Source organism: Corallococcus sp. AB045 (genome assembly GCF_003668895.1).
Lineage (GTDB): Bacteria > Myxococcota > Myxococcia > Myxococcales > Myxococcaceae > Corallococcus > Corallococcus coralloides.
In genome coordinates this window covers 1-21,400 of sequence record NZ_RAWN01000097.1, presented here as the reverse complement: position 1 = coordinate 21,400, position 21,400 = coordinate 1, and the positions used below count along the sequence as shown (strand labels likewise).

The following is a 21,400-nucleotide window of genomic DNA, read 5'->3' as shown; positions in this document are numbered from 1 at the left end:
GCCTCAAGACTTACTGGCCGCCGATGGTGCCATTGGAGCCGCTGGTGCCGGTGCCGCCCACGCCACCCATGGTGCCGCCGGAGCCGCTGGTGCCGGTGCCGCCGACTCCGCCCGTGCCATTCGTGCCGCTGGTGCCGCCCGTACCGGTGCCGCCCGGGTTGATGACGGTCGAGCCGTTGGACTCGGTGCCGGGTTCGGTGGCGCCGGTGGTGCCGGTGCCCGTGCCGCCAATGGTGCCGGTGCTACCGGAGCCGCCAACGGTGCCGGTGTTGCCGGTGCTGCCGACGCCGGTGGTGCTGGTGCCCGCGCCGCCGTAGGTGCCGGTGCTCGTGGAGGGCGGCCTGTACGAGCCCGTGCCCGTGGAGGGCGCGGTGCTCCCGGTGCCGTAGGTGTCCGTGCTGGAGCCGGTGGTGCCGGTGCCCGTGCCGATGCCGCTGGTCCCGGTGCCGCCGGTGCCAGAAGTGCTGCCGCCCGTGGTGCCGGTGCCGGTGGTGCCCGGGGTCGGGTTCACGCGGGTGCCAGAGCCGCCCGTGCCGGTGGCGGTGTTGCCCGTCTCCACGCCCGTGGAGTTGGTGGTGCCGGGCGTGACCGTGCCCGAGGAGCCGGCGGTGCCCGTCTGCCCGCTGTTGATCATCTCCGGCGAAGCGCCGGAGGTGCCAGGAGTCGTCCCGGGGCTCGAACCGTCGCCTACCTGCTGGGCGAGCGCGCTGGTGGAGAGCAAGAAACTGAAAGCCAGTGCCGCGGTGCCAATGGAGCGTCGCATGTCAGGAATCCTTTCCCCTCGCTTGAGGCGTAAAGGTGTGTGCTTCACCGGACAGGGCAACCCTTCAGGATCAGCCGGCACATGGCAGGCCGCCAGCTCGCAGGTCACTCATGGGACGAAGCACGCGGGACAGGGCTTGCACGCACGCGCCCCCGACACGGTGAAACAGGCGGGGACGGAGCACTCCGGGTGTCCAACACCCGCGATTCCGTATCGCTGCGAGCAGTCTTCGCCCCGTTTCTGTGCTGTCCTCCGGTCCAGGGAGGAGCGTGCGTGAGCGGACGGGAAGGGCATCTGGCGGCGGGCCGCAAGAGCGCGCGCCTCGCGCGAAGCGTGAGCGCCCGTGCATGGCCGCTCACGCTCGTCATCGCCGCGGGCCTGGGCCTGCTGCTCTACGTCTCCACCACCAGCCTGCCGTACCTCATCGCCTCACCCGCCGGGGACGCGCACCTGGGCGCGCTCAATGACTGTCTGGCGCGGCAGCTCGACGGTGCCACGCGGCTGGGCTGGGCCGTGGCGCCGGACGCGTCGCGCGCGGCGGTGTTCGGGCCCCGTGTCGTCGCGGTCTGCGGCGAGGATGGCTCGCACTCGCGCTTGGAGATCCCTGGCGCCACCGCGCTCGCCTTCGATGGCGAGCGCCGCCTGTGGGCCGCCGCCGGAGGCCACCTGCTTCGGGAGCGGGACGGCGCGCTCCTGCCGGTGGGCGACATCACTCCACCGGAATGGCTGAGCGGTCACGCGGATGGAGTCGTCGCGCTGGATGCCACCGGGCAGCTCGTCTCCGTGGCGCCGGACGGCAAGGTGCTGGGGCAGGCGCAGGTGCCGGGTCCGGGAGGCCGTCTGTCCATTGGCCCTGGCGGCGTGCTGGCGGCGGTGGAGTGGGGAGGCGGCGTCATCGTCTACGACGCCCGCACCCTGGAGTTGGTGCGGGCGGAAGCCCCATGCACCGTGGAGTTCTTGTGGTGGCTCGACACCGCGGATCAGGTCCTGCTGGCCTGTGGCGCCCCCGCTTCCCCGGATGCACCAGGACCGGGCTCACTCCGCTTCGACGTCCGCACCGGAGCACGTGAATCGGTGCCCGCACGCACGCGCGCGCCTGCCCGAAGGCTCTCGGGGCGAGCGCTGTATGTGCAGGGGTGCGATGGCTTCCCGTGCACCGCCTCGCCTCCCTGAAGCTGTTATTGGGAGGTTCCGTTCCGGGCCAGTGACACCACGCTGACCCGGGGCTTTCGGGGTTCGTGGGACCCGTGTCCAGGCACGGCGTTCAGTGCCTGACACACAGGTCCTTTCGACCCCGGCTTTACATTCGACAAACCCGCGAACTCATTGGACGTTCCTGGGATCGCGGGCCGGTTTCGCAGTACCGGTCGCAACGCTTCCGCCGATCAGGGGTTTCACTCGTGGACGACACCAAGGCTTCCAGCTCCTCCGCTCCCCGCAAGCGCGCCAACGGCCGAAAGACAGCCGCCACCGCCGCGAGCCAGGACGCTGGCCCTCCAGGCGCTCGCTCGCAGGGCAACGTCGCGGCCAACCGGCTGAGCAACGTGGAGGCGACGCGCGCTGAGTCCGCGCCTGCTCGCCGCGCTCCCGCGCGAAGCCGCAACGGCAACAGCCGCCCGGCCGCTGATGACGGCCTGCGCCCCGGCGGCCCTCCTCCGCTCCAGCAGCTGTTGGCGGCGCTCCGGGCCGTGCAGGGCGGTGACTTCTCCGTGCGGCTGCCGTCCGGCGCGCAGGACGTGGTCATGGATGAGATCGCCCGCGCGTTCAACGCGGTGGTGACGCTCAACTCCACGCTCACCCACGAGATCGTCCGCGTGGAGCGCGTCGTCGGCCGCGAGGGCCGCATGGGCGAGCGCGTGGGCCTGGGCGACGTGCGCGGCGACTGGGCCACCAGCGTCCAGTCCATCAACGCCCTCATCGGCGACCTGGTGCAGCCCACCACGGAAGTCGCCCGCGTGCTGGTGGCGGTGGCCGAAGGCGACCTCACCCAGAAGATGGCGCTGGAGATCGACGGCCAGCCCGTGAAGGGCGAGTTCCTCCGCATCGGCACCACCGTGAACGCGATGGTGGATCAGCTCAACAGCTTCGCCGCCGAAGTGACGCGCGTCGCGAAGGAGGTGGGCACCGAAGGCAAGCTGGGTGGCCAGGCCGACGTGAAGGGCGTGTCCGGCGTGTGGAAGGACCTCACGGACAACGTGAACGTCCTCGCCGGCAACCTCACCGCGCAGGTGCGAAACATCGCGGAAGTGACGACGGCGGTGGCCCGCGGCGACCTGTCCCGCAAGATCACCGTGGACGTGAAGGGCGAAGTTCTGGAGCTCAAGAGCACCATCAACACGATGGTGGATCAGCTCAACAGCTTCGCCTCCGAAGTGACGCGCGTCGCGCGCGAAGTGGGTACGGAAGGAAAGCTGGGCGGTCAGGCCGCGGTGTCCGGCGTGTCCGGCACGTGGAAGGACCTCACGGACAACGTGAACTTCATGGCGTCCAACCTCACGACGCAGGTGCGCGGCATCGTGAAGGTGGTGACGGCGGTCGCCAACGGCGACCTCACCCAGAAGCTGATGGTGCCGTCGCAGGGTGAGATCGCCGCGCTGGGCGCCACGCTGAACAACATGACGGACACGCTCAACGTGTTCGCGCAGCAGGTGACCAGCGTCGCGCGCACGGTGGGCGTGGAGGGCAAGCTGGGCGCCCAGGCGCAGGTGCCCGGCGCCGCGGGGACGTGGAAGGACCTCACGGACAACGTGAACCTGATGGCGTCCAACCTCACCAGCCAGGTGCGAAACATCGCGGAGGTCTCCACCGCCGTCGCCAATGGCGACCTGTCGCGCAAGATCACGGTGGACGTGAAGGGCGAGGTGCTGGAGCTCAAGAGCACCATCAACACGATGGTGGACCAGCTCCGCGCGTTCGCCGCCGAAGTGACCCGCGTCGCGAAGGAAGTGGGTACGGACGGCAAGCTGGGCGGTCAGGCCGCGGTGCCGGGTGTCGGCGGCACGTGGAAGGACCTCACGGACAACGTGAACAGCATGGCCTCCAACCTCACCACCCAGGTGCGCAACATCGCCCTGGTGACGACGGCGGTGGCCACCGGTGACCTGTCCAAGAAGATCACCGTCGACGCGCGCGGCGAAATCCTGGAGCTGAAGAACACCATCAACACGATGGTGGACCAGCTGAACAGCTTCGCCTCGGAAGTGACCCGCGTGGCCCGCGAGGTGGGCACGCACGGCAAGCTGGGCGGTCAGGCGGAAGTGAAGGGCGTGTCCGGCACGTGGAAGGACCTCACGGACAACGTGAACTTCATGGCGTCCAACCTCACCACGCAGGTGCGAGGCATCGCCAAGGTCGTGACCGCGGTCGCGAACGGCGACCTCACCCAGCGCCTGAAGATGGAGGCCAAGGGCGAGGTGGCGGAGCTCGCGGACACCATCAACGCGATGACCCAGACGCTCTCCATCTTCGCGCAGCAGGTGACGGACGTGGCGCGCACGGTGGGCGTGGAGGGCAAGCTGGGCGCCCAGGCCGTGGTGCCGGGCGTCGCGGGCACGTGGAAGGACCTCACCAACAACGTGAACCTGTTGGCGAACAACCTCACCGATCAAGTCCGTAACATCGCCGAGGTGACGACGGCGGTCGCGAAGGGTGACCTCTCCCGCAAGATCACCGTCGACGCGAAGGGTGAGGTGCTGGAGCTCAAGAGCACCATCAACACGATGGTGGACCAGCTCCGCGCGTTCGCCGCGGAAGTGACGCGCGTCGCGAAGGAAGTGGGCACGGACGGCAAGCTGGGCGGTCAGGCCGACGTGAAGGGCGTGTCCGGCGTGTGGAAGGACCTCACGGACAACGTGAACAGCATGGCCTTCAACCTCACCACCCAGGTGCGCGGCATCGTCAAGGTGGTGACGGCGGTGGCCGACGGCGACCTGTCCCAGAAGCTGGTGATGGAGGCCAAGGGCGAAATCGCCGCGCTCGCGGACACCATCAACGCGATGACCCAGACGCTCTCCGTCTTCGCGCAGCAGGTGACGGACGTCGCGCGCACGGTGGGCGTGGAAGGCAAGCTGGGCGCCCAGGCCGAAGTGCCGGGCGTCGCGGGCACGTGGAAGGACCTCACGAACAACGTGAACCTGCTGGCCAACAACCTCACGGCCCAGGTGCGAAACATCGCGGAGGTGACGACGGCGGTCGCGAACGGCGACCTGTCCAAGAAGATCACCGTGGACGCGAAGGGCGAGGTGCTGGAGCTCAAGAGCACCATCAACACGATGGTGGACCAGCTCCGCGCGTTCGCCGCGGAAGTGACCCGCGTCGCGAAGGAAGTGGGTACGGAAGGCAAGCTGGGCGGTCAGGCGGACGTGAAGGGCGTGTCCGGCGTGTGGAAGGACCTCACGGACAACGTGAACGTCCTCGCCGGAAACCTCACGGACCAGGTGCGAAACATCGCCAAGGTGACCACGGCGGTGGCCAACGGCGACCTGTCCCAGAAGATCACCGTGAGCGTGAAGGGCGAGGTGCTGGAGCTGAAGAACACCATCAACACGATGGTGGACCAGCTCCGCGCGTTCGCTTCGGAGGTCACGCGCGTCGGCAAGGAAGTGGGTACGGAGGGCAAGCTGGGCGGCCAGGCCGCGGTGCCCGGCGTCGCGGGCGTGTGGAAGGACCTCACGGACAACGTGAACGTCCTCGCCGCGAACCTCACGGACCAGGTGCGCAACATCGCCAAGGTGACCACGGCGGTGGCCTACGGCGACCTGTCGCAGAAGATCTCCGTGGAGGCGAAGGGCGAAATCCTGGAACTCAAGAGCACCATCAACACGATGGTGGACCAGCTCCGCGCCTTCGCTTCGGAAGTGACCCGCGTCGCGAAGGAAGTGGGTACGGACGGCAAGCTGGGTGGTCAGGCTGCGGTGCCCGGGGTCGCCGGCACGTGGAAGGACCTCACGGACAACGTGAACAGCATGGCGTCCAACCTCACCAGCCAGGTGCGAAACATCGCGCTGGTGACGACGGCGGTCGCGAACGGCGACCTGTCCAAGAAGATCACCGTCGATGCGAAGGGCGAAATCCTAGAGCTGAAGAACACCATCAACACGATGGTGGACCAGCTCAACAGCTTCGCCTCCGAAGTGACCCGCGTGGCGCGTGAAGTGGGCGCGGAAGGCAAGCTGGGCGGTCAGGCGGAAGTGAAGGGCGTGTCCGGCACGTGGAAGGACCTCACGGACAACGTGAACTTCATGGCCCGCAACCTCACCACCCAGGTGCGCGGCATCGTGAAGGTGGTGACCGCGGTCGCGAATGGTGACCTCAAGCAGAAGCTGGTGGTGGACGCGAAGGGCGAAGTGGCCGCGCTCGCGGAGACCATCAACAACATGACCGACACGCTGGGCATCTTCGCGGAGCAGGTCTCCTCGGTGGCCCGCGAGGTGGGCGTGGAAGGCAAGCTGGGCGGTCAGGCCCGCGTGCCCGGTGTGGCCGGCACGTGGAAGGACCTCACGGACAACGTGAACTTCATGGCGTCCAACCTCACCACCCAGGTGCGCGGCATCGTGCGCGTGGTGACGGCGGTGGCCAACGGCGACCTGACCCAGAAGCTCATCGTGGACGCGAAGGGCGAGGTGGCGGCGCTCGCGGACACCATCAACAACATGACCGACACGCTGGGCACCTTCGCGGAGCAGGTCTCCACGGTGGCCCGCGAGGTGGGTATCGAAGGAAAGCTGGGCGGCCAGGCCCGCGTGCCCGGCGCTCGCGGCACGTGGCGGCAGCTGACGGACAACGTGAACCAGCTGGCCGGAACGCTCACCAGCCAGCTGCGCGCCATCTCCGACGTGGCCACCGCCGTGACCAAGGGCGACCTGACCCGCAGCATCACGGTCGTCGCCGAAGGCGAGGTCGCGGCGCTGAAGGACAACATCAACCAGATGATCGTCAACCTGCGTGAGACGACGCAGAAGAACCAGGAGCAGGACTGGCTCAAGACGAACCTGGCGAAGTTCAGCGGCATGATGCAGGGCCAGAAGTCCCTGGACGCCGTCAGCCGCCTCATCATGAGCGAGCTGACCCCGCTGGTGTCCGCGCACCACGGCGCCTTCTTCCTGTCCGACCCCGAGGGCGGCGTGCCGTCCCTCAAGCTCACCAGCACCTACGCGTACCGGGAGCGCAAGTACCTGGCGAACCGCTTCCGCCTGGGCGAGGGCCTGGTCGGCCAGTGCGCGCTGGAGAAGAAGACCATCCTGCTGACGCGCGTGCCGTCGGACTACATCACCATCTCCTCCGGGCTGGGTGAGGCCGCGCCGCTCAACATCATCGTCCTGCCCGTCCTCTTCGAGGGCGAGGTGAAGGCCGTCATCGAGCTGGCCTCGTTCCACCCGTTCAGCGCCATCCATCAAATCTTCCTGGATCAGCTGACGGAGAGCATTGGCGTGGTGCTCAACATGATCATGGCGAACATGCGCACGGAGACGCTGCTCTCCGAGTCGCAGCGCCTGACCCAGGAACTCCAGAGCCAGTCGCGCGAGCTCACCCAGCAGCAGGACGAGCTCAAGCGCACCAACATCGAGCTGGAGGACAAGGCGAAGGAGCTGGCGGACCAGAACACCCGCGTGGAGGAGAAGAACCGCGAGGTGGAGCTGGCGCGTGTCAGCCTGGAGGAGAAGGCGGAGCAGCTCACCATCATCTCCAAGTACAAGAGCGAGTTCCTGGCCAACATGAGCCACGAGCTGCGCACGCCGCTCAACTCGCTGCTCATCCTCGCGAAGCTCCTGTCGGACAACAAGGACGGGAACCTGTCCAACAAGCAGGTGGAGTACGCGAACACCATCTACGCGTCCGGCGGGGACCTGCTCAGCCTCATCAACGAAATCCTCGACCTGTCCAAGGTGGAGGCGGGCAAGATGCAGGTGGAGCCCCGGGACATCGTCCTCACGGAGCTCAACCAGTTCATCGACCGCAGCTTCCGCCCGGTGGCGGACCAGAAGGGCCTCACCTTCCAGGTGGAGGTGCTCCCGGGCACGCCGCGCTACGTGCGCACCGACCCGCAGCGGCTGCAGCAGGTGCTCAAGAACCTGCTCTCCAACGCCTTCAAGTTCACCGACGAGGGCGGCGTGAAGCTCTCCGTGCGTCTGGCGGACAAGGGCATCCGCTTCGACCACGAGGCGCTGCGCCGCTCGCGCCATGTGCTGGCCTTCGCGGTGAAGGACACCGGCATCGGCATCGCCAAGGACAAGCAGCGCATCATCTTCGAGGCGTTCCAGCAGGCGGACGGCTCCACCGCGCGCAAGTACGGCGGCACCGGCCTGGGCCTGTCCATCAGCCGTGAAATCGCCAAGCTGCTGGGCGGCGAAATCCGCCTGGAGAGCGAGCCGGGCAAGGGCAGCACCTTCACCCTCTACCTGCCGCCGGAGTATCAGGGCGCGGACGAGGAAAACGGACAGGGCAACGAGGAGGCCGCTCGCGCGGTGGGAGCCCTGCCGGAGACGCTTGCCACCCCGTCCACGTCCGGCGCCGTCACGACGCCGCCGCCGCTCGTGCCTCCGTCCCCGGTGGCCGAGCCCCAGGCCCACGTGCTGGACGCCGCGCTGCCCCCGCAGGTGGAGGGCTCGCACACGCCCGTCGTGGTGGAGGACGACCGCGAGCTCATCCGCGAGGGTGACCGCACCTTGCTCATCATCGAGGACGACCTGAAGTTCGCCCGCATCATGGTGCAGATGGCGCGCGAGAAGGGCTTCAAGGCCCTGGTCGCCACGCGCGGTGACAGCGGCCTGTCCATGGCGCACGAGTACCAGCCGGACGCCATCACCCTGGACATCCAGCTGCCCGTGGTGGACGGCTGGAGCGTGCTGGACCGCCTCAAGCGCAACCCGCGCACGCGCCACATCCCCGTCCACATCATCAGCGTGATGGACAAGCACCTGGGCAACACCCAGGGCGCGTTCGGCTACCTCACCAAGCCCGTGAGCAAGGAGGGGCTGGAGCGCGTCTTCGGGCAGCTGTCGCGTTTCCTGGAGCGCCGCGAGCGCCGCCTGCTCGTCATTGAAGATGACGACGTGCAGCGCAGCAGCCTCACCCAGCTGCTCAGCGACGGCGGTGACGTCGTCGTCACCGCGGTGGCGTCCGGCCAGGAGGCCCTCCAGAAGCTGGAGGAGAACGAGTACGACTGCCTCGTCATCGACCTCCTGTTGCCCGACATGGACGGCATCAAGCTGGTGGAGGAGGTGAAGACGCAGCAGCGCTTCCGCGACCTGCCCATCGTCGTCTACACCGGCCGTGAATTGACGCCCAAGGACGAGTCCCGTCTGCGGCGTTACACCGGCAGTGTCATCCTGAAGAGCGGCGCGAAGAGCCCCGACCAGCTGCTCAGCGACACGGCGCTCTTCCTGCACCGCCTGGATGAGAACCTCCCGGCGCGCGCGCGCGCGGCCCTGGCGCAGCGCAACGACCAGGACGCCCCGCTGGCCGGCAAGAAGGTGCTGCTGGTGGATGACGACATGCGAAACATCTTCGCGCTCACCAGCGTGCTGGAAAATCACAGCATGCAGGTGGTCTTCGCGGAGAACGGGCGGGCTGCCATCGAGATGCTCGGCCAGCACCCCGACGTGGACGTCGTGTTGATGGACGTGATGATGCCGGAGATGGATGGCTATGAAACCATGCGTGCCATCCGCAAGGACCCCAAGTACGCCAGCCTCCCCATCATCGCCGTCACCGCGAAGGCGCTGAAGGACGACCGTGAAAAGTGCATGGCTGCCGGTGCGAGTGACTACCTGCCCAAGCCGGTCGACACCGACAAGCTGTTGGAACTGGTCCGCCTGTGGGTGAGTGCTTGATACTCAACGAGGACGATCCATCCTCATGCCCCCTTTGCACTTCCGTCTGGAAGGGGGCGGCCCTAGCCTTGTTCGCCGTGTATCGGGTCCCCTGACCCACGCGCTCCCCCACCGCGCACATGAACTCCACTGAGCACACTCCGGAACGTCCCCAGGAAGCCGCCGCCACCCCGCGAGCGGCCATCCTGATGGTGGACGACCATCCGGCCAACCTGTTGGCGCTGGAAGCCATCCTCGAGCCGTTGGGCCAGGACCTGGTGAAGGCGACCAGCGGCGAGGAGGCGCTCAAGCAGCTGTTGCAGCGCGACTTCGCGGTCATCCTGATGGACGTGCAGATGCCGGGGCTGGACGGGTTCCAGACGGCGGCGCTCATCAAGCAGCGCGAGCGCACGCGCACCATCCCCATCATCTTCCTCACCGCGCTCAGCCGTGACGCGGCGCATGTCTTCAAGGGCTACGCGCACGGAGCGGTGGACTACCTGCTCAAGCCCTTCGACCCGGAAATCCTCCGCTCGAAGGTCAGCGTCTTCGTGGACCTGTTCCTCAAGGAGCAGCAGCTCCAGCGCCAGGCGGCCCTCCTGCGCCAGCGCGACCGCGAGGCCCTGGAGCGCCAGAGCGCGCTGCGTTACCGGCGGCTCACGGAGGCCCTGCCGGAGCCCATGTGGGCGGCTCGCGCGGATGGGTCGCTGACGTACGCCAACCGGGCCTGGCGGGACTACACCGGCCATCACGAGGGGTATGAGCTGTCCCTCTCCTCGTTCCTCCTGGACGTGCACCCGGCGGACCGCGAGCGGATGCGCGTCGTGTGGAGCGACGGGGTGGTGCAGGTGCAGAGCAGCTCGCAGGAGTTCCGGCTGCGGCGCAAGGACGGCGTCTACCGCTGGCACCTGGCGCGCGCGGTGCCGGAGCACGACGAGCACGGGCAGCTGGTGGGCTGGCTGGCCATCGCCACGGACATCGACGACAAGCGGCGCGCGGAGGAGGCGCTGGGGCGCTTCAAGACGACGCTGGACGCCACGCTGGACTGCGTCCTGATGTTCACCCCGGACACGCTCACGCTCGCGTACGCGAACGCGGGCGCGGCCAAGCAGCTGTCCTCCTCCGTGGAGGAGCTGGTGGGCCTGTCGGTGCTGGAGGTGGAGAGCGCCTTCGACGAGTCGGGCTTCCGCAAGCTGCTGGCGCCGCTGATGTCCGGCACGCTGCCGTCGCAGACGTACTCCACCAACCACCGCCGCCGCGACGGTTCGGAGGTGCCGGTGGAGGTGGTGCTCCAGTACGTTTCGGAAGGGGAGGGCCCCGGCCGCTTCATCTCCGTGGCGCGCGACATCACCGAGCGCCAGCGCGCGGAGACGGCGCTGCGGCTGGCGAGCGAGGCGAAGGACGCGTTCCTCGCCGCCGCGAGCCACGAATTGCGCACGCCGCTGGCCGCGGCGAAGGGCCACGCGCACCTGGCGCTGCTCAAGCTGGGCGGGCAGACGGAGGCCGGCCCCGGCAAGTCGCTGCAGATCATCAACCGGCAGATCGACCGCATGGCGAAGCTGGTGGAGGACCTGCTGGACATCAGCCGGCTGCAGGCGGGGCGGCTGTCATTGGAGCTGGAGCCGTTTGATTTGTCGCAGCTGGTGCTGGAGACGCGGGACCGCATGGCGGTGCTGTCGCAGACGCACGAGCTGAAGGTGGAGGTCCCCGAGCACCTGGAGGGCACGTGGGACCGCGGGCGGCTGGACCAGGTGCTGACGAACCTGCTGTCCAATGCCATCCGCTACTCGCCGGAGGGCGGCCAGGTGCTGGTGCGCCTGGTGGTGGAGGGCGACAGCGGCGTGCACCTGTCCGTGACGGACCAGGGCGTGGGCATCCCCAGCGAGAAGCAGCGCCTCATCTTCGAGCGCTTCGGCCGCGCGCACGGCAGCAAGTACGGCGGGCTGGGGCTGGGGCTCACCATCAGCCAGGGCATCGTGGAGCAGCACGGCGGCCGCATCTGGGCGGAGTCCACGGGCACGGTGGGCCAGGGCTCCACCTTCAACGTCTGGCTGCCCCGGCGCACGGAGGCCCAGGCGGCGACGCCGACGGAGTCCTCGCGCACGCCGAGCTGAGCTGTCCGCGTTGATTGGGGACGCGGCTTGCGTCCCGTGGGGACGCGGTTCGTGGGGCCGGTGTCTCTGGGATGGCCGCTGGTATGGGGCGTGCTCAGGGAAGGGGCATGTCCACGTCCTCGCGGCCCAACATCCTCATCCTGACGGTCGATCAGCTCCAGTTCCCCCGCTTCGCCTATGGGCCGGATGGTGGCTTCCTGCCGGCCATCAAGGACATCCTGGGCTTCGTGGACGAGGGAGGGGAGGACAACCCGTTCCGGAAGTTCTTCCCCGGCTTCGCGGCGCTGCGGAAGAACGCGGCGGTGTTCCGCAATCACACCATCGCGGCGTCGGCGTGCACTCCCAGCCGCGCGGTCATCTACACGGGGCAGTACGGCACGCGCACGGGCGTCACGCAGACGGACGGCCTGTTCAAGAGCGGTGACGCGGCGGCCTTCCCGTGGCTGTCGGCGGAGGGGATTCCGACGCTGGGGCACTGGTTCCAGAAGGCGGGCTACCACACGCACTACTTCGGCAAGTGGCACGTGAGCAATCCGCCGGACCACTCGTTGAAACAGTATGGCTTTGACGACTGGGAGCTGTCGTATCCGGAGCCGCACGGGGCCTCCATCAACAACCTGGGCGCGTTCCGTGACGAGGGCTTCGCGGACCTGGCGTGCGGCTTCCTGCGGCGGATGGCGCTGGGGGAGCCGTACAACCGGGAGCTGGCGGAGCAGTCGTACGAGGCGCCCCAGGCCGCCGCGCCGGGTGGTGAGGCCCAGCCGTGGCTGGCGGTGGCGTCGTTCACCAATCCGCACGACATCGCGACGTATCCCATCCTGCCGCGGCAGTTGGACCCGGGGGCGCCCAAGCTGGGGCCGTTGAAGGTGCCGGCGGAGGGGGCGCGGTCGGTGAAGCCCACGGCGGGGACGTTCACGGTGCCGCTGAACCCGCTGGGATTCCCGCAGGACAACGCGGGCGTGCCGTCGAACCTGCGCGACACGCTGAAGAACAAGCCGGACTGCCAGCGGGACTACGCGTACAAAGTGGGGCTCGCGCTGTCGTCGAAGACGGGGCTGACGCTGCACCAGGCGAACGAGAACATCGACCCGGTGACGGTGACGTTGAACGCGGGCATCCCGTTCCAGCTGACGGTGGACCCGGAGAAGGCGGCGGAGCGCTTCCAGCAGTACTACGCGTGGCTCATCCACCTGGTGGACGGGCACATCGCGAGGGTGCTGCGGACGCTGGACGAGACGGGGCTGCGGGAGAACACGGTGGTGGTGTTCCTCTCCGACCACGGCGAGTACGGCGCGGCGCACGGCTACCTGATGGAGAAGTGGCACGCGTCCTACCAGGAGGCGCTGCACGTGCCGCTGGTGGTGCAGTTCTCCGAGGAGCAGGAGACGCGATACATCGACGCGCTGACGAGCCACGCGGACATCGTGCCCACGGTGCTGGGGCTGGCGGGGATTACCCGCGAGGAGCAGGTGGCGATCCGCACGGGCCTGCGGCTCCACCGTCCGGTGCCCCCGTTCGTGGGCGCGGACCTGAGCCCGCTGGCGAGGGGCGAGGCGACCACGGTGCTGGAGCCCAACGGCACGCCGCGAGAAGGCGTGCTCTTCATCACCGACGACGAAATCACGGAGCCGCTCCCGCGCACGGGAGACCCGCACCAGCTGCATGATGACGCGCTGTTCACCGTGTACACGCGAGCGGTGGAGCGGCTGCGGGAGCAGGGCAAGGTGCCCGGCTTGAGGCCTGGAGCGGTGTGCCAGCCGAACCACGTCCGCTGCGTGCGCACGCCCCGCTGGAAGCTGGCGAGGACATGGGACCCGTCCGGAGAGCACGCGGACCAGTGGGAGCTGTATGACCTGGAGACGGACCCGCTGGAGCTGGAGAACCTGCTCGTCTTCGACCAGCCGTTCCCGACGCTGATTTCGTCACTGCCGCGAGGGTTGTCCCGCGTGGAGGTGGAAGAGGCGGCGCGCGCGACGCATGCGCTGCTGGAGCGGTACGAGGTGGAGAAGCTGTCGCCCTGGCCGCAGGGCTAGAGAAACCGGCGGAGCCACTGGTTCGTGTCGTGCTTGTAGAGAGGGAGCCCTTCGCCTTCGTACTGGAAGAGGAAGGGCTCCATCAGGCGGGCCAGCGCGCGGTACTGGGGGGGGATGGCCTTCGTCTGTGTATCGATGGGGTCTGGCCAGTCGTCGAGGGTGACGAGTACGCGGTCACCGTCCATGGGGAGCAGGGAGACCTCCGGGAAGGGGAGCGCGTTCCGGAGTGTGTCGATGCCGCCCAGCTGTCCCAGCAGGGGCTGGCCGAGGAAGGTGAGCCAGGAGGGACCGAGCGCGCGGGTTCCAAGGATGGAGCCAAAGCTTTCGATACCGTGAAGATCCAGGCCTGGGTAGCGCGCGAGGAGCGCCTCGACGAGGGCCCACTTCGCCGCGCTCCACATGCCATGTGACGAAATGATGGCGAAGCTGGCGTATCCGAAATTGAAGGGCAGCTCGCGAGCGAGCTCCAGTGCCAGTGCGCGTAGGTGTTCCGCCCCATTTCCCTGAATGTAGTTCGTGGGAAATGCGAACGACACCGTACAGACGGGATCCGTGTCGAACGGGTTGTCGAGTGGCCGGCCTCTGTACTCAAAAAAGAATCCGCTGGAGACCTCGCCGCCGCCTGGACTTTCCGACAGCCCTGCACGCCCGCTTTGGCCCCGAGGCCTTTCGAGCATCTGCTGGCGAACGACCTCCCAACTCTTGTCATCGAGTTCGAGAATGTCGCCGTCATCTGTGTCGTACCAACCCAGCGAGCCTGGAGGGATGGCGCGAAGATAGAGCTGCAATGCGCGCCATACCGCAACTGCAATCTCCTTGTGGTTGCGGTGGATGAGGAAACTGAGGATGACGCCATCGCGTGCTGCGGGGACCGGGGGCGAACCTTTCGACCACAGGCGGATGATGGGGTACTCCCTGGTCATGGCCTTCCCTTCGTGACTCCAGTGCGGGGCGAAATGAGCAAGGCCTGCCCTCCCAGGGCTTTCTCGTAGATGGTCCATTGGGACTGGTCCGCGTAGGGGCTGTTGCTTCCGTATTCAGTCCACTGAGGCCGATTGGTGTCAGGACAGGGGAACTTGAAGTCCAGGGTGAGCGCGGACTGGAGCAGGTTGCGGTCGCCGTGCAGGACGAGGTCCGGCTTGATGGTGCCTCGGAGTTCTTCGGTGCAGCCATCGGCAATGAGTCGTGCTTCCTCCCGCGGGCTGATGGTCTCCACCACCCGGGCGTTTGGATAGAAGCGGTAGCGCTGCTCGATGCTGAAGGGCGCGGGCCACAGCTCCTTCAACACCTCTTCCGCGCATTGAAGCGCGAGCACGTGCTTCTGCCTTCCCAACTGCATGGCCCGGGTGACGGGCTTGCCGCAGCGGTCCTGCTCCACCACCTCGGCGCACTCCTGGCGCGTCGGAGGTCGGTTTTCGAAGTAGCGCGCATTCCCCAGTTGCTCCGCCTGGACGGCACACGCGACGAGCTGCTTCTCCAGTTCATCCGCGTCATGGTCCTGCTGCATCAGCGCGAGCACGGCTGGAGGGATGGCCCTAACCAACGGGGACGCCATGGCCTGGGTCGCCGCCCGTGCGGACGCCTGCTCCGCCACATACGCCGCGTGCCGTGCCTTCGCGGCGGTCTCCGTGTCCACGAACCCCAGCTCTCCATGCCGGGAATGCCGTGAACCTCCAGCACACGCTGTCAGCAGGGCGCAAGCCACCCACAGGCTCGTCGCGGGACGTCGTCCTGGCTTCAGGGTTGAAGGAACCGGCGGAGCCATTGGTTCGTATCCTGTTGGAAGGGGAGGAGCTCTTCGCCTTCGTACTGGAAGAGGACGGGCTCCATCAGGCGGGCCAGCGCGCGGTACTGGGGGGGGATGGCCTTCGCCTGCGTGTCGATGGGGTCTGGCCAGTCATCCAGGGTGGCGAGTACGCGGTCGCCGTCCATGGGGAGCAGGGAGACCCCCGGGAAGGGGAGCGCGTTCCGGAGCGCGTCGATGCCGCCCAACTGTCCCAGCAGAGGTTGTCCCAGGAACGTGAGCCAGGCGGGGGCGAGGGCGTGAGTGCCAATGACTGCGCTGAACTCACTGTTGTTGTAGGCGTACAGTCCCGGATACCGGGCGAGGATTGCCTCGGTGATGTTCCAGTCGCCTGAGCTGAACAAACCTTGTGGCGAGACGATGGCGAAGCTGGCGTAGCCAAAGCTGAAAGGCAGCTCACGACCCAGATCGAGTGCAAGGGCACGCAGGTGTGATGCTCCGTGCTCCAGGAGGTATTCGGTCGGGAACGTGAACGACACCGAGCTGATGGGGTCCTTGAAAATGGGGTCCCCGAGGCGGCGCGCGCAATACTCGAAGTGGTAGCTGCCGGCCTCGCTCGGGCTCTCCATCAGGTCGATGGACCAGACGCCCTTCCATGGTGGGTCCAGCAGATACTTCCGGATGTGTTCCCAGCCCTGCTCGTCGAGCGGGTCCAGTTCTCCTTCCTCAGATGGATACCAGCCCAGCGACCCGGGAGGGATGGCCTGAAGATAGGTCTGAAGGGCGCGCCAGACGGCGTGGGCGAAGACCTCAGGATGTTCGTGGAAGAAGAAGGAGATGACGATTCCGTCACGTCCCGCGACCCAGCCGCCTCTGCCTTGAAGCCGGATGGTGGGAAAGGCGTCTCTCATGGCGTCCTTACTCCAAATCCTGGCGAGATGAGCAAGGCCGGTCCACCCAGGGCTGCCTCGTAGATATTGCCCTGGTGCCTGCCAAAGTATGGGCTGCTGGGCCCATAGGGCGCCCACTGCGGTAGATTGCTATCAGGACAGGGGAACTTGAAGTCCAGGGTGAGCGCGGACTGGAGCAGGTTGCGGTCGCCGTGCAGGACGAGGTCCGGCTTGATGGTGCCTCGGAGTTCTTCGGTGCAGCCATCGGCAATGAGTCGTGCTTCCTCCCGCGGGCTGATGGTCTCCACCACCCGGGCGTTTGGATAGAAGCGGTAGCGCTGCTCGATGCTGAAGGGCGCGGGCCACAGCTCCTTCAACACCTCTTCCGCGCATTGAAGCGCGAGCACGTGCTTCTGCCTTCCCAACTGCATGGCCCGGGTGACGGGCTTGCCGCAGCGGTCCTGCTCCACCACCTCGGCGCACTCCTGGCGCGTCGGAGGTCGGTTTTCGAAGTAGCGCGCATTCCCCAGTTGCTCCGCCTGGACGGCACACGCGACGAGCTGCTTCTCCAGTTCATCCGCGTCATGGTCCTGCTGCATCAGCGCGAGCACTGCGGGAGGAATGGCCCTAACCAACGGGGACGCGATGGCCTGGGTCGCCGCCCGTGCCGACGCCTGCTCCGCCACATACGCCGCGTGCCGTGCCTTCGCGGCGGTCTCCGTGTCCACGAACCCCAGCTCTCCATGCCGGGAATGCCGTGAACCGCCAGCACACGCCGTGAGCAGGACGCAGGCCACCCACAGGCTCGTCGCGGGACGCATGTGCTGCTGGAGCGGTTGCCGTCCTGGCTTCAGGGGAAGAGGAACCGGCGGAGCCATTGGTTCGTGTCCTGCTGGTAAAGGGGGAGTCCTTCGCCTTTGTACTGGAAGAGGAAGGGCTCCATCAGCCGGGCCAGCGCGCGGTACTGGGGGGGGATGGCCTTCGCCTGCGTGTCGATGGGGTCAGGCCATTCGTCCAGGGTGACGAGTACGCGGTCGCCGTCCATGGGGAGCAGGGAGACCTCCGGGAGGGGAAGCGCGTTCCGGAGTGTGTCGATGCCGCCCAGTTGTCCCAGCAGGGGCTGGCCGAGGAAGGTGAGCCAGGCGGGGGCGAGGGCCCGGGTTCCCAATATGGACCTGAAGCCAGTGCCTTGATGGAGGTCCAAGCCTGGATAGCGAGCAAGGAGTGCCTCGATGATGGGCCACTTCGCCGCGCCCCACATTCCATGGGATGAGATGATGGCGAAGCTGGCGTATCCGAAGTTGAAGGGCAGCTCCCGAGCGAGCTCCCGCGCCAATGTGCGCAGGTGAGCCGCACCGTTTCCCTGGAGGAAGTCCGTGGGAAAGGTGAATGACACCGCGTTGACGGGAGCCTTACCGAACGGCGTGTCGAGTGGATGGCCTTCGTACTCAAAAACGTACCCGCTGGAGATCTCACCTCCGCCCGGGCTTTCGGAGAGTTCCGCATTCCCACTGGTGCCCCAGGGACGCTCGAGTATTTGCTGGCGAGCGATCTCCCAGCCCTTGTCATCCAGCTCCAGGATGTCGCCGTCATCCGTGCCGTACCAACCCAGCGAGCCCGGAGGAATGGCGCGGAGATAGGTTTGCAGGGCACGCCACACCGCAGTCGCTATCTCCTTGTGGTCGCGGTGGATGAAGAAGCTGAGGCCAATGCCGTCGCGGGCAGCGGGAATCGGAGGCGAACCTTTCGACCACAGGCGGATGACAGGGTATTCCCTTGTCATGGCTTCACCTCTTTGACTCCTGTACGGGGCGAAATGAGCAAGGCCTTCCCTCCCAGGGCTTCCTCGTAGACGGTCCGCTGCGACATGCCGGCGTAGGTGCCCGTGCCATACCTCGTCCAGGTTGGCTCATTTGTGCCCGGGCACGGGAACTTGAAGTCCAGGGTGAGGGCGGACCTGAGCAGGTCGCGGTCTCCGTGGAGGACGATGTCCGGCTTGATGGTGCCGCGGAGTTCCTCGGTGCAACCTTCGGTAATGAGTTGCGCTTCCTTCGCTCGGCTGATGGTTTCCAGGAAGCGGGCGTTCGGGTAGTAGCGGTAGCGTTGCTCGATGCTGAAGGGCGCGGGCCACAGCTCTTTCAACACCGCTTCCGCGCATTGAAGCGCGAGCACGTGCTTCTGCTTCCCCAGCTGCATGGCTCGCGTCACGGGCTTGCCGCAGCGGTCCTGCTCCACCACCTCGGCGCACTCCTGGCGCGTCGGAGGCCGGTCCTTGAAGTAGCGCGCGTTCCCCAACTGCTCCGCTTGGACCGCACACGCGGCGAGCTGCTGCTCCAGCTCATCCGCGTCATGCTCCTGCTGCATCATCGCGAGCACGGCTGGCGGGATGGCCCGGACCAACGGGGATGCCATGGCCTGGGTCGCGGCCTGCGCGGACGCCTGCTCCGCCACGTAGGCCGCGTGCCGTGCCTTCCCGGCCGGCTCTGAATCCACGAACCGCAGAGTCCCATGCAGTGAACCCCCGGCACACGCCGTGAGCAACGCACAAAACATCCAGAGACTCGTCGCGGGGCGCATGCTCCGGACTCTATTGCCTCCCCTGACTTCGGCGATGTCCATGAGGGGAGGAGTCACCTGGATTCCGAGGACCCTGGCCGAGATGTGCGGCCTGTCTTCTGATGTCCGCGTGAGCTGGGCGCCCTGGTGTAGTAGATGTTTCACGGAACACGCCCTGATACATTGGGAGCACGGACATTGGATTTTCGGCACCGTTGGATCTCACCCACGCTCCTGGAGCAGGCCTGCGCTCGGGGCCAGGCACTCCCAAGGCGGTTGCGTGTCCGGTTCGAGCGCGCCTTCGGGGCCGACCTGAGCGCTGTGCGCCTGCACGAGCATCCCCTGGTCGCGAGCCTGGGAGCACAGGCCCTGTGCTGGGGAGAGCAGATCCTCTTCGCTCCGGGGGCACTGGAGCTCGACCTGGCTCGCGGGACCCGGATCCTCGCGCATGAGCTGGTGCATGTGCTGCAACAGCGCGCGGGGCGCGTCCCTCACGGGAACGGCGGGACCGGGCTGCTCGTGGATGGGGCCCTGGAAACAGAGGCCGAGGCCCTGGCGGCACAGGCCCTCTCGGGTGAGCGCGCGCACCTCGCGGCTTCCTGGGCGGGCGAAGGCCGGTGGACTTCGCCCACTCCCGCGCTTCAGGCGTACCACGTCATCCAGAACGCCCAGTTCGTCGCCCAGGACGTCAATCTCCACAACGCCACCTTCGAGACCCAGCGGGACGGAGTGCGGCCCCACCCCTACCCGAAGACGCACGCGGACAGCTTCCTCGTCGACGCTGGGACAGTGAACGTCATGGTGCGGGCGCACAACCAGGTCGCGCTCCGGTTCTCGGATGACAACGAACTCGCCATCGAGGACACCGATCCCCACCACGAGCAGGCCAAGCACTTCTTCGCCACGGATGGTGCCATCACACGGTGCAACCGCGCGTTGAGGTCCGCGGGCTCCAGCTATCGGATCACCAAGGTCCCCGGGCCTCGCTACCTTGAAATCGGCCCCCCCGCGCAGCCGGGCTGTCTGCCCTTCCTGCGCGGCCCGGGACCCAAGCGGCTGTTCCAGGTGGCGATGTCCGAGGGTGGGCACCTGGAGCCCGCCGTGTCGCAGAACTGCAACGAAATCTCCGGCAAGGTCATGGGGGAGCAGCAGGACGCGCAGCGCACCGTGAAGCTCACGCAGTCCGGCAATCAGCTCTTCCTCAACCTACCGCGCTGGCAGCTCGGAGGGTGGGCCCCTGCCTTCCCGGCCCACGGCGACATCCCCTTCCGGCTGGCGGTGCTCATCACCACGTTCCTCTTCCATGGACAGGGAGAGGGCCCCAACGCCGCCGCGGCCCGGCAACGCGCGGTCAACGACTACCAGGTGGGATTGCAGAACGCGCTGGCGGGCGCCAATACCCCCAATGCCCAGATGGCGGCGCTCGCGGGCTTCAACGGCCCCATTGGCCGCAACTATGGCCGGCTGGTGAACCGGGTCCGTGCCAATGCCCCCATGACGCTCAACGGCGTCAACCTCAACGGGCTCACGCTCAGCACACGTTACGAGCAGCTCCTCTTCCGGCTGGGCCTCAATGCCTATGCCAACCCGCGGGTGGGTGATGCGTTCCAGACGTACTCCGTGGGCGCCATGGAGCGCTATCAGGATGCCCAGCACCGCAACTGGATGCGGATGCGGGACGAGGTCGCTCCCCGCCCGGTGGCGCCCATTCCTCCGCCTGTCTACTGCGAGCCGGTGTGGGAGTATCACTGGGGCGGTGTGGTCGCGGAGAGCGGAGCGGACCGCATCACCTTCGAGAACTACGCCCGCAACTACGAGGATCGCAATGGTCCCCAACTCCAGGGCGGCGAGTTCCGCTCGTTCTTCCAGATGACCCGCGTTCCCACCCAGGTCAATGATCCGCTGATCGCCCAGTCGTGGCACGAGAGCTGTTACGCCCACGGTTTCGCCAATGCCCTGACGATGTGCGTCTCCAAGCTCAGCCGCTGTGGGCGCTGAACCGGCTCACCGCTTCCCGCGGGCCAGCAGCATCACCGCGACCAGGATGGCGCTCATCGCGCCCCAGGTCAGGGGGCCCAGCGTCTCTCCCGCGAACACCACGCCCAGCAGCACCGCCACCGCCGGGTTCACGTACGCATAGCTCGTCGCGAGCGCCGGCCTCGCGTGCCTCAGCAGATAGCCATACGCGCTGAACGCCACCAGCGAACCAAACACCACCAGATACACGAACGACACCATCGCGCGCGCAGGCACCTCGTCCACCATCCGCTCCCCCAGCACGAAGCTCAGCGCCATCATCATCACGCCCGCGCTCAACATCTGCGTCGCCGGTGCCATCAACCCCGCGGGCATCGGCAACCTCCGGCTCCACACCGACCCGAAGGCCCACGCCGCCGGCGCCATCACCACCGCCAGCGCCGCCACGCCTCCGCCGCTCATGTCCCCGCCCAGGTTGAGCAGCGCCACCCCCGCGAACCCCAGCACCAGCCC

At 67.4% G+C, this 21,400-nt stretch carries 13 protein-coding genes; 5 read left to right on the top strand and 8 right to left on the bottom strand.

Annotated elements, in window-relative coordinates:
- Window positions 1–10: 10 nt before the first annotated feature.
- On the bottom strand, window positions 11–763 hold the full coding sequence (locus D7Y21_RS22535) for a hypothetical protein (RefSeq protein WP_158627332.1): 753 nt from the start codon (window positions 761–763) through the stop codon (window positions 11–13).
- A 273-nt stretch (window positions 764–1,036) separates the two neighbouring features.
- On the opposite strand from D7Y21_RS22535, the gene D7Y21_RS22525 reads away from it, so the two are divergent.
- From D7Y21_RS22525 to D7Y21_RS22510, 4 genes are all read left to right on the top strand, one after another.
- Window positions 1,037–1,936 (top strand): hypothetical protein, encoded by a 900-nt coding sequence (locus D7Y21_RS22525; RefSeq protein ID WP_121715620.1) that lies wholly within the window; start codon window positions 1,037–1,039, stop codon window positions 1,934–1,936.
- Between the two features lie 227 nt (window positions 1,937–2,163).
- Window positions 2,164–9,594 (top strand): HAMP domain-containing protein, encoded by a 7,431-nt coding sequence (locus D7Y21_RS22520; RefSeq protein ID WP_121715618.1) that lies wholly within the window; start codon window positions 2,164–2,166, stop codon window positions 9,592–9,594.
- A 119-nt stretch (window positions 9,595–9,713) separates the two neighbouring features.
- Window positions 9,714–11,687 (top strand): ATP-binding protein, encoded by a 1,974-nt coding sequence (locus D7Y21_RS22515; RefSeq protein WP_120561077.1) that lies wholly within the window; start codon window positions 9,714–9,716, stop codon window positions 11,685–11,687.
- Between the two features lie 107 nt (window positions 11,688–11,794).
- Entirely contained in the window at window positions 11,795–13,720 is a 1,926-nt protein-coding gene (locus D7Y21_RS22510) for a sulfatase-like hydrolase/transferase (protein ID WP_121715616.1), read from the top strand.
- On the opposite strand, the gene D7Y21_RS22505 is transcribed toward D7Y21_RS22510, so the two are convergent.
- The 6 genes from D7Y21_RS22505 to D7Y21_RS22480 all read right to left on the bottom strand — a co-directional run bounded on the left by D7Y21_RS22505 (window position 13,717) and on the right by D7Y21_RS22480 (window position 18,847).
- Window positions 13,717–14,643 carry a type VI immunity family protein gene (locus D7Y21_RS22505; protein WP_158627331.1) on the bottom strand — a complete coding sequence of 309 codons (927 nt, stop codon included), beginning with the start codon at window positions 14,641–14,643 and terminating at the stop codon, window positions 13,717–13,719. The two genes, D7Y21_RS22510 and D7Y21_RS22505, sit on opposite strands and share 4 nt — an antisense overlap.
- The gene (locus D7Y21_RS22500) at window positions 14,640–15,356 is read right to left on the bottom strand and encodes a hypothetical protein (RefSeq protein WP_121715612.1); all 717 of its coding nucleotides are present in this window, start codon (window positions 15,354–15,356) and stop codon (window positions 14,640–14,642) included. The genes D7Y21_RS22505 and D7Y21_RS22500 overlap by 4 nt, the downstream gene beginning before the upstream one ends.
- 101 nt (window positions 15,357–15,457) lie before the next feature.
- On the bottom strand, window positions 15,458–16,375 hold the full coding sequence (locus D7Y21_RS22495; protein WP_121715610.1) for a type VI immunity family protein: 918 nt from the start codon (window positions 16,373–16,375) through the stop codon (window positions 15,458–15,460).
- A complete protein-coding gene (locus D7Y21_RS22490; protein WP_233612242.1) occupies window positions 16,372–17,175 on the bottom strand; it encodes a hypothetical protein in 804 nt (267 codons plus the stop codon). The genes D7Y21_RS22495 and D7Y21_RS22490 overlap by 4 nt, the downstream gene beginning before the upstream one ends.
- Before the next feature lie 29 nt (window positions 17,176–17,204).
- Window positions 17,205–18,137, bottom strand: a complete 933-nt coding sequence (locus D7Y21_RS22485) for a type VI immunity family protein (protein ID WP_233612241.1) — start codon at window positions 18,135–18,137, stop codon at window positions 17,205–17,207.
- Window positions 18,134–18,847, bottom strand: a complete 714-nt coding sequence (locus D7Y21_RS22480; RefSeq protein ID WP_121715636.1) for a hypothetical protein — start codon at window positions 18,845–18,847, stop codon at window positions 18,134–18,136. Before D7Y21_RS22480 ends, D7Y21_RS22485 begins: the two co-directional genes overlap by 4 nt.
- A gap of 339 nt (window positions 18,848–19,186) precedes the next feature.
- Between D7Y21_RS22480 and D7Y21_RS22475 the strand changes: the two genes are divergently transcribed.
- Window positions 19,187–20,908 (top strand): DUF4157 domain-containing protein, encoded by a 1,722-nt coding sequence (locus D7Y21_RS22475; RefSeq protein ID WP_158627330.1) that lies wholly within the window; start codon window positions 19,187–19,189, stop codon window positions 20,906–20,908.
- Between the two features lie 6 nt (window positions 20,909–20,914).
- Here the strand turns inward: D7Y21_RS22475 and D7Y21_RS22470 are convergent.
- Window positions 20,915–21,400: EamA family transporter (locus D7Y21_RS22470; RefSeq protein ID WP_147469349.1), on the bottom strand; the 486-nt coding region annotated here is incomplete at its 5' end.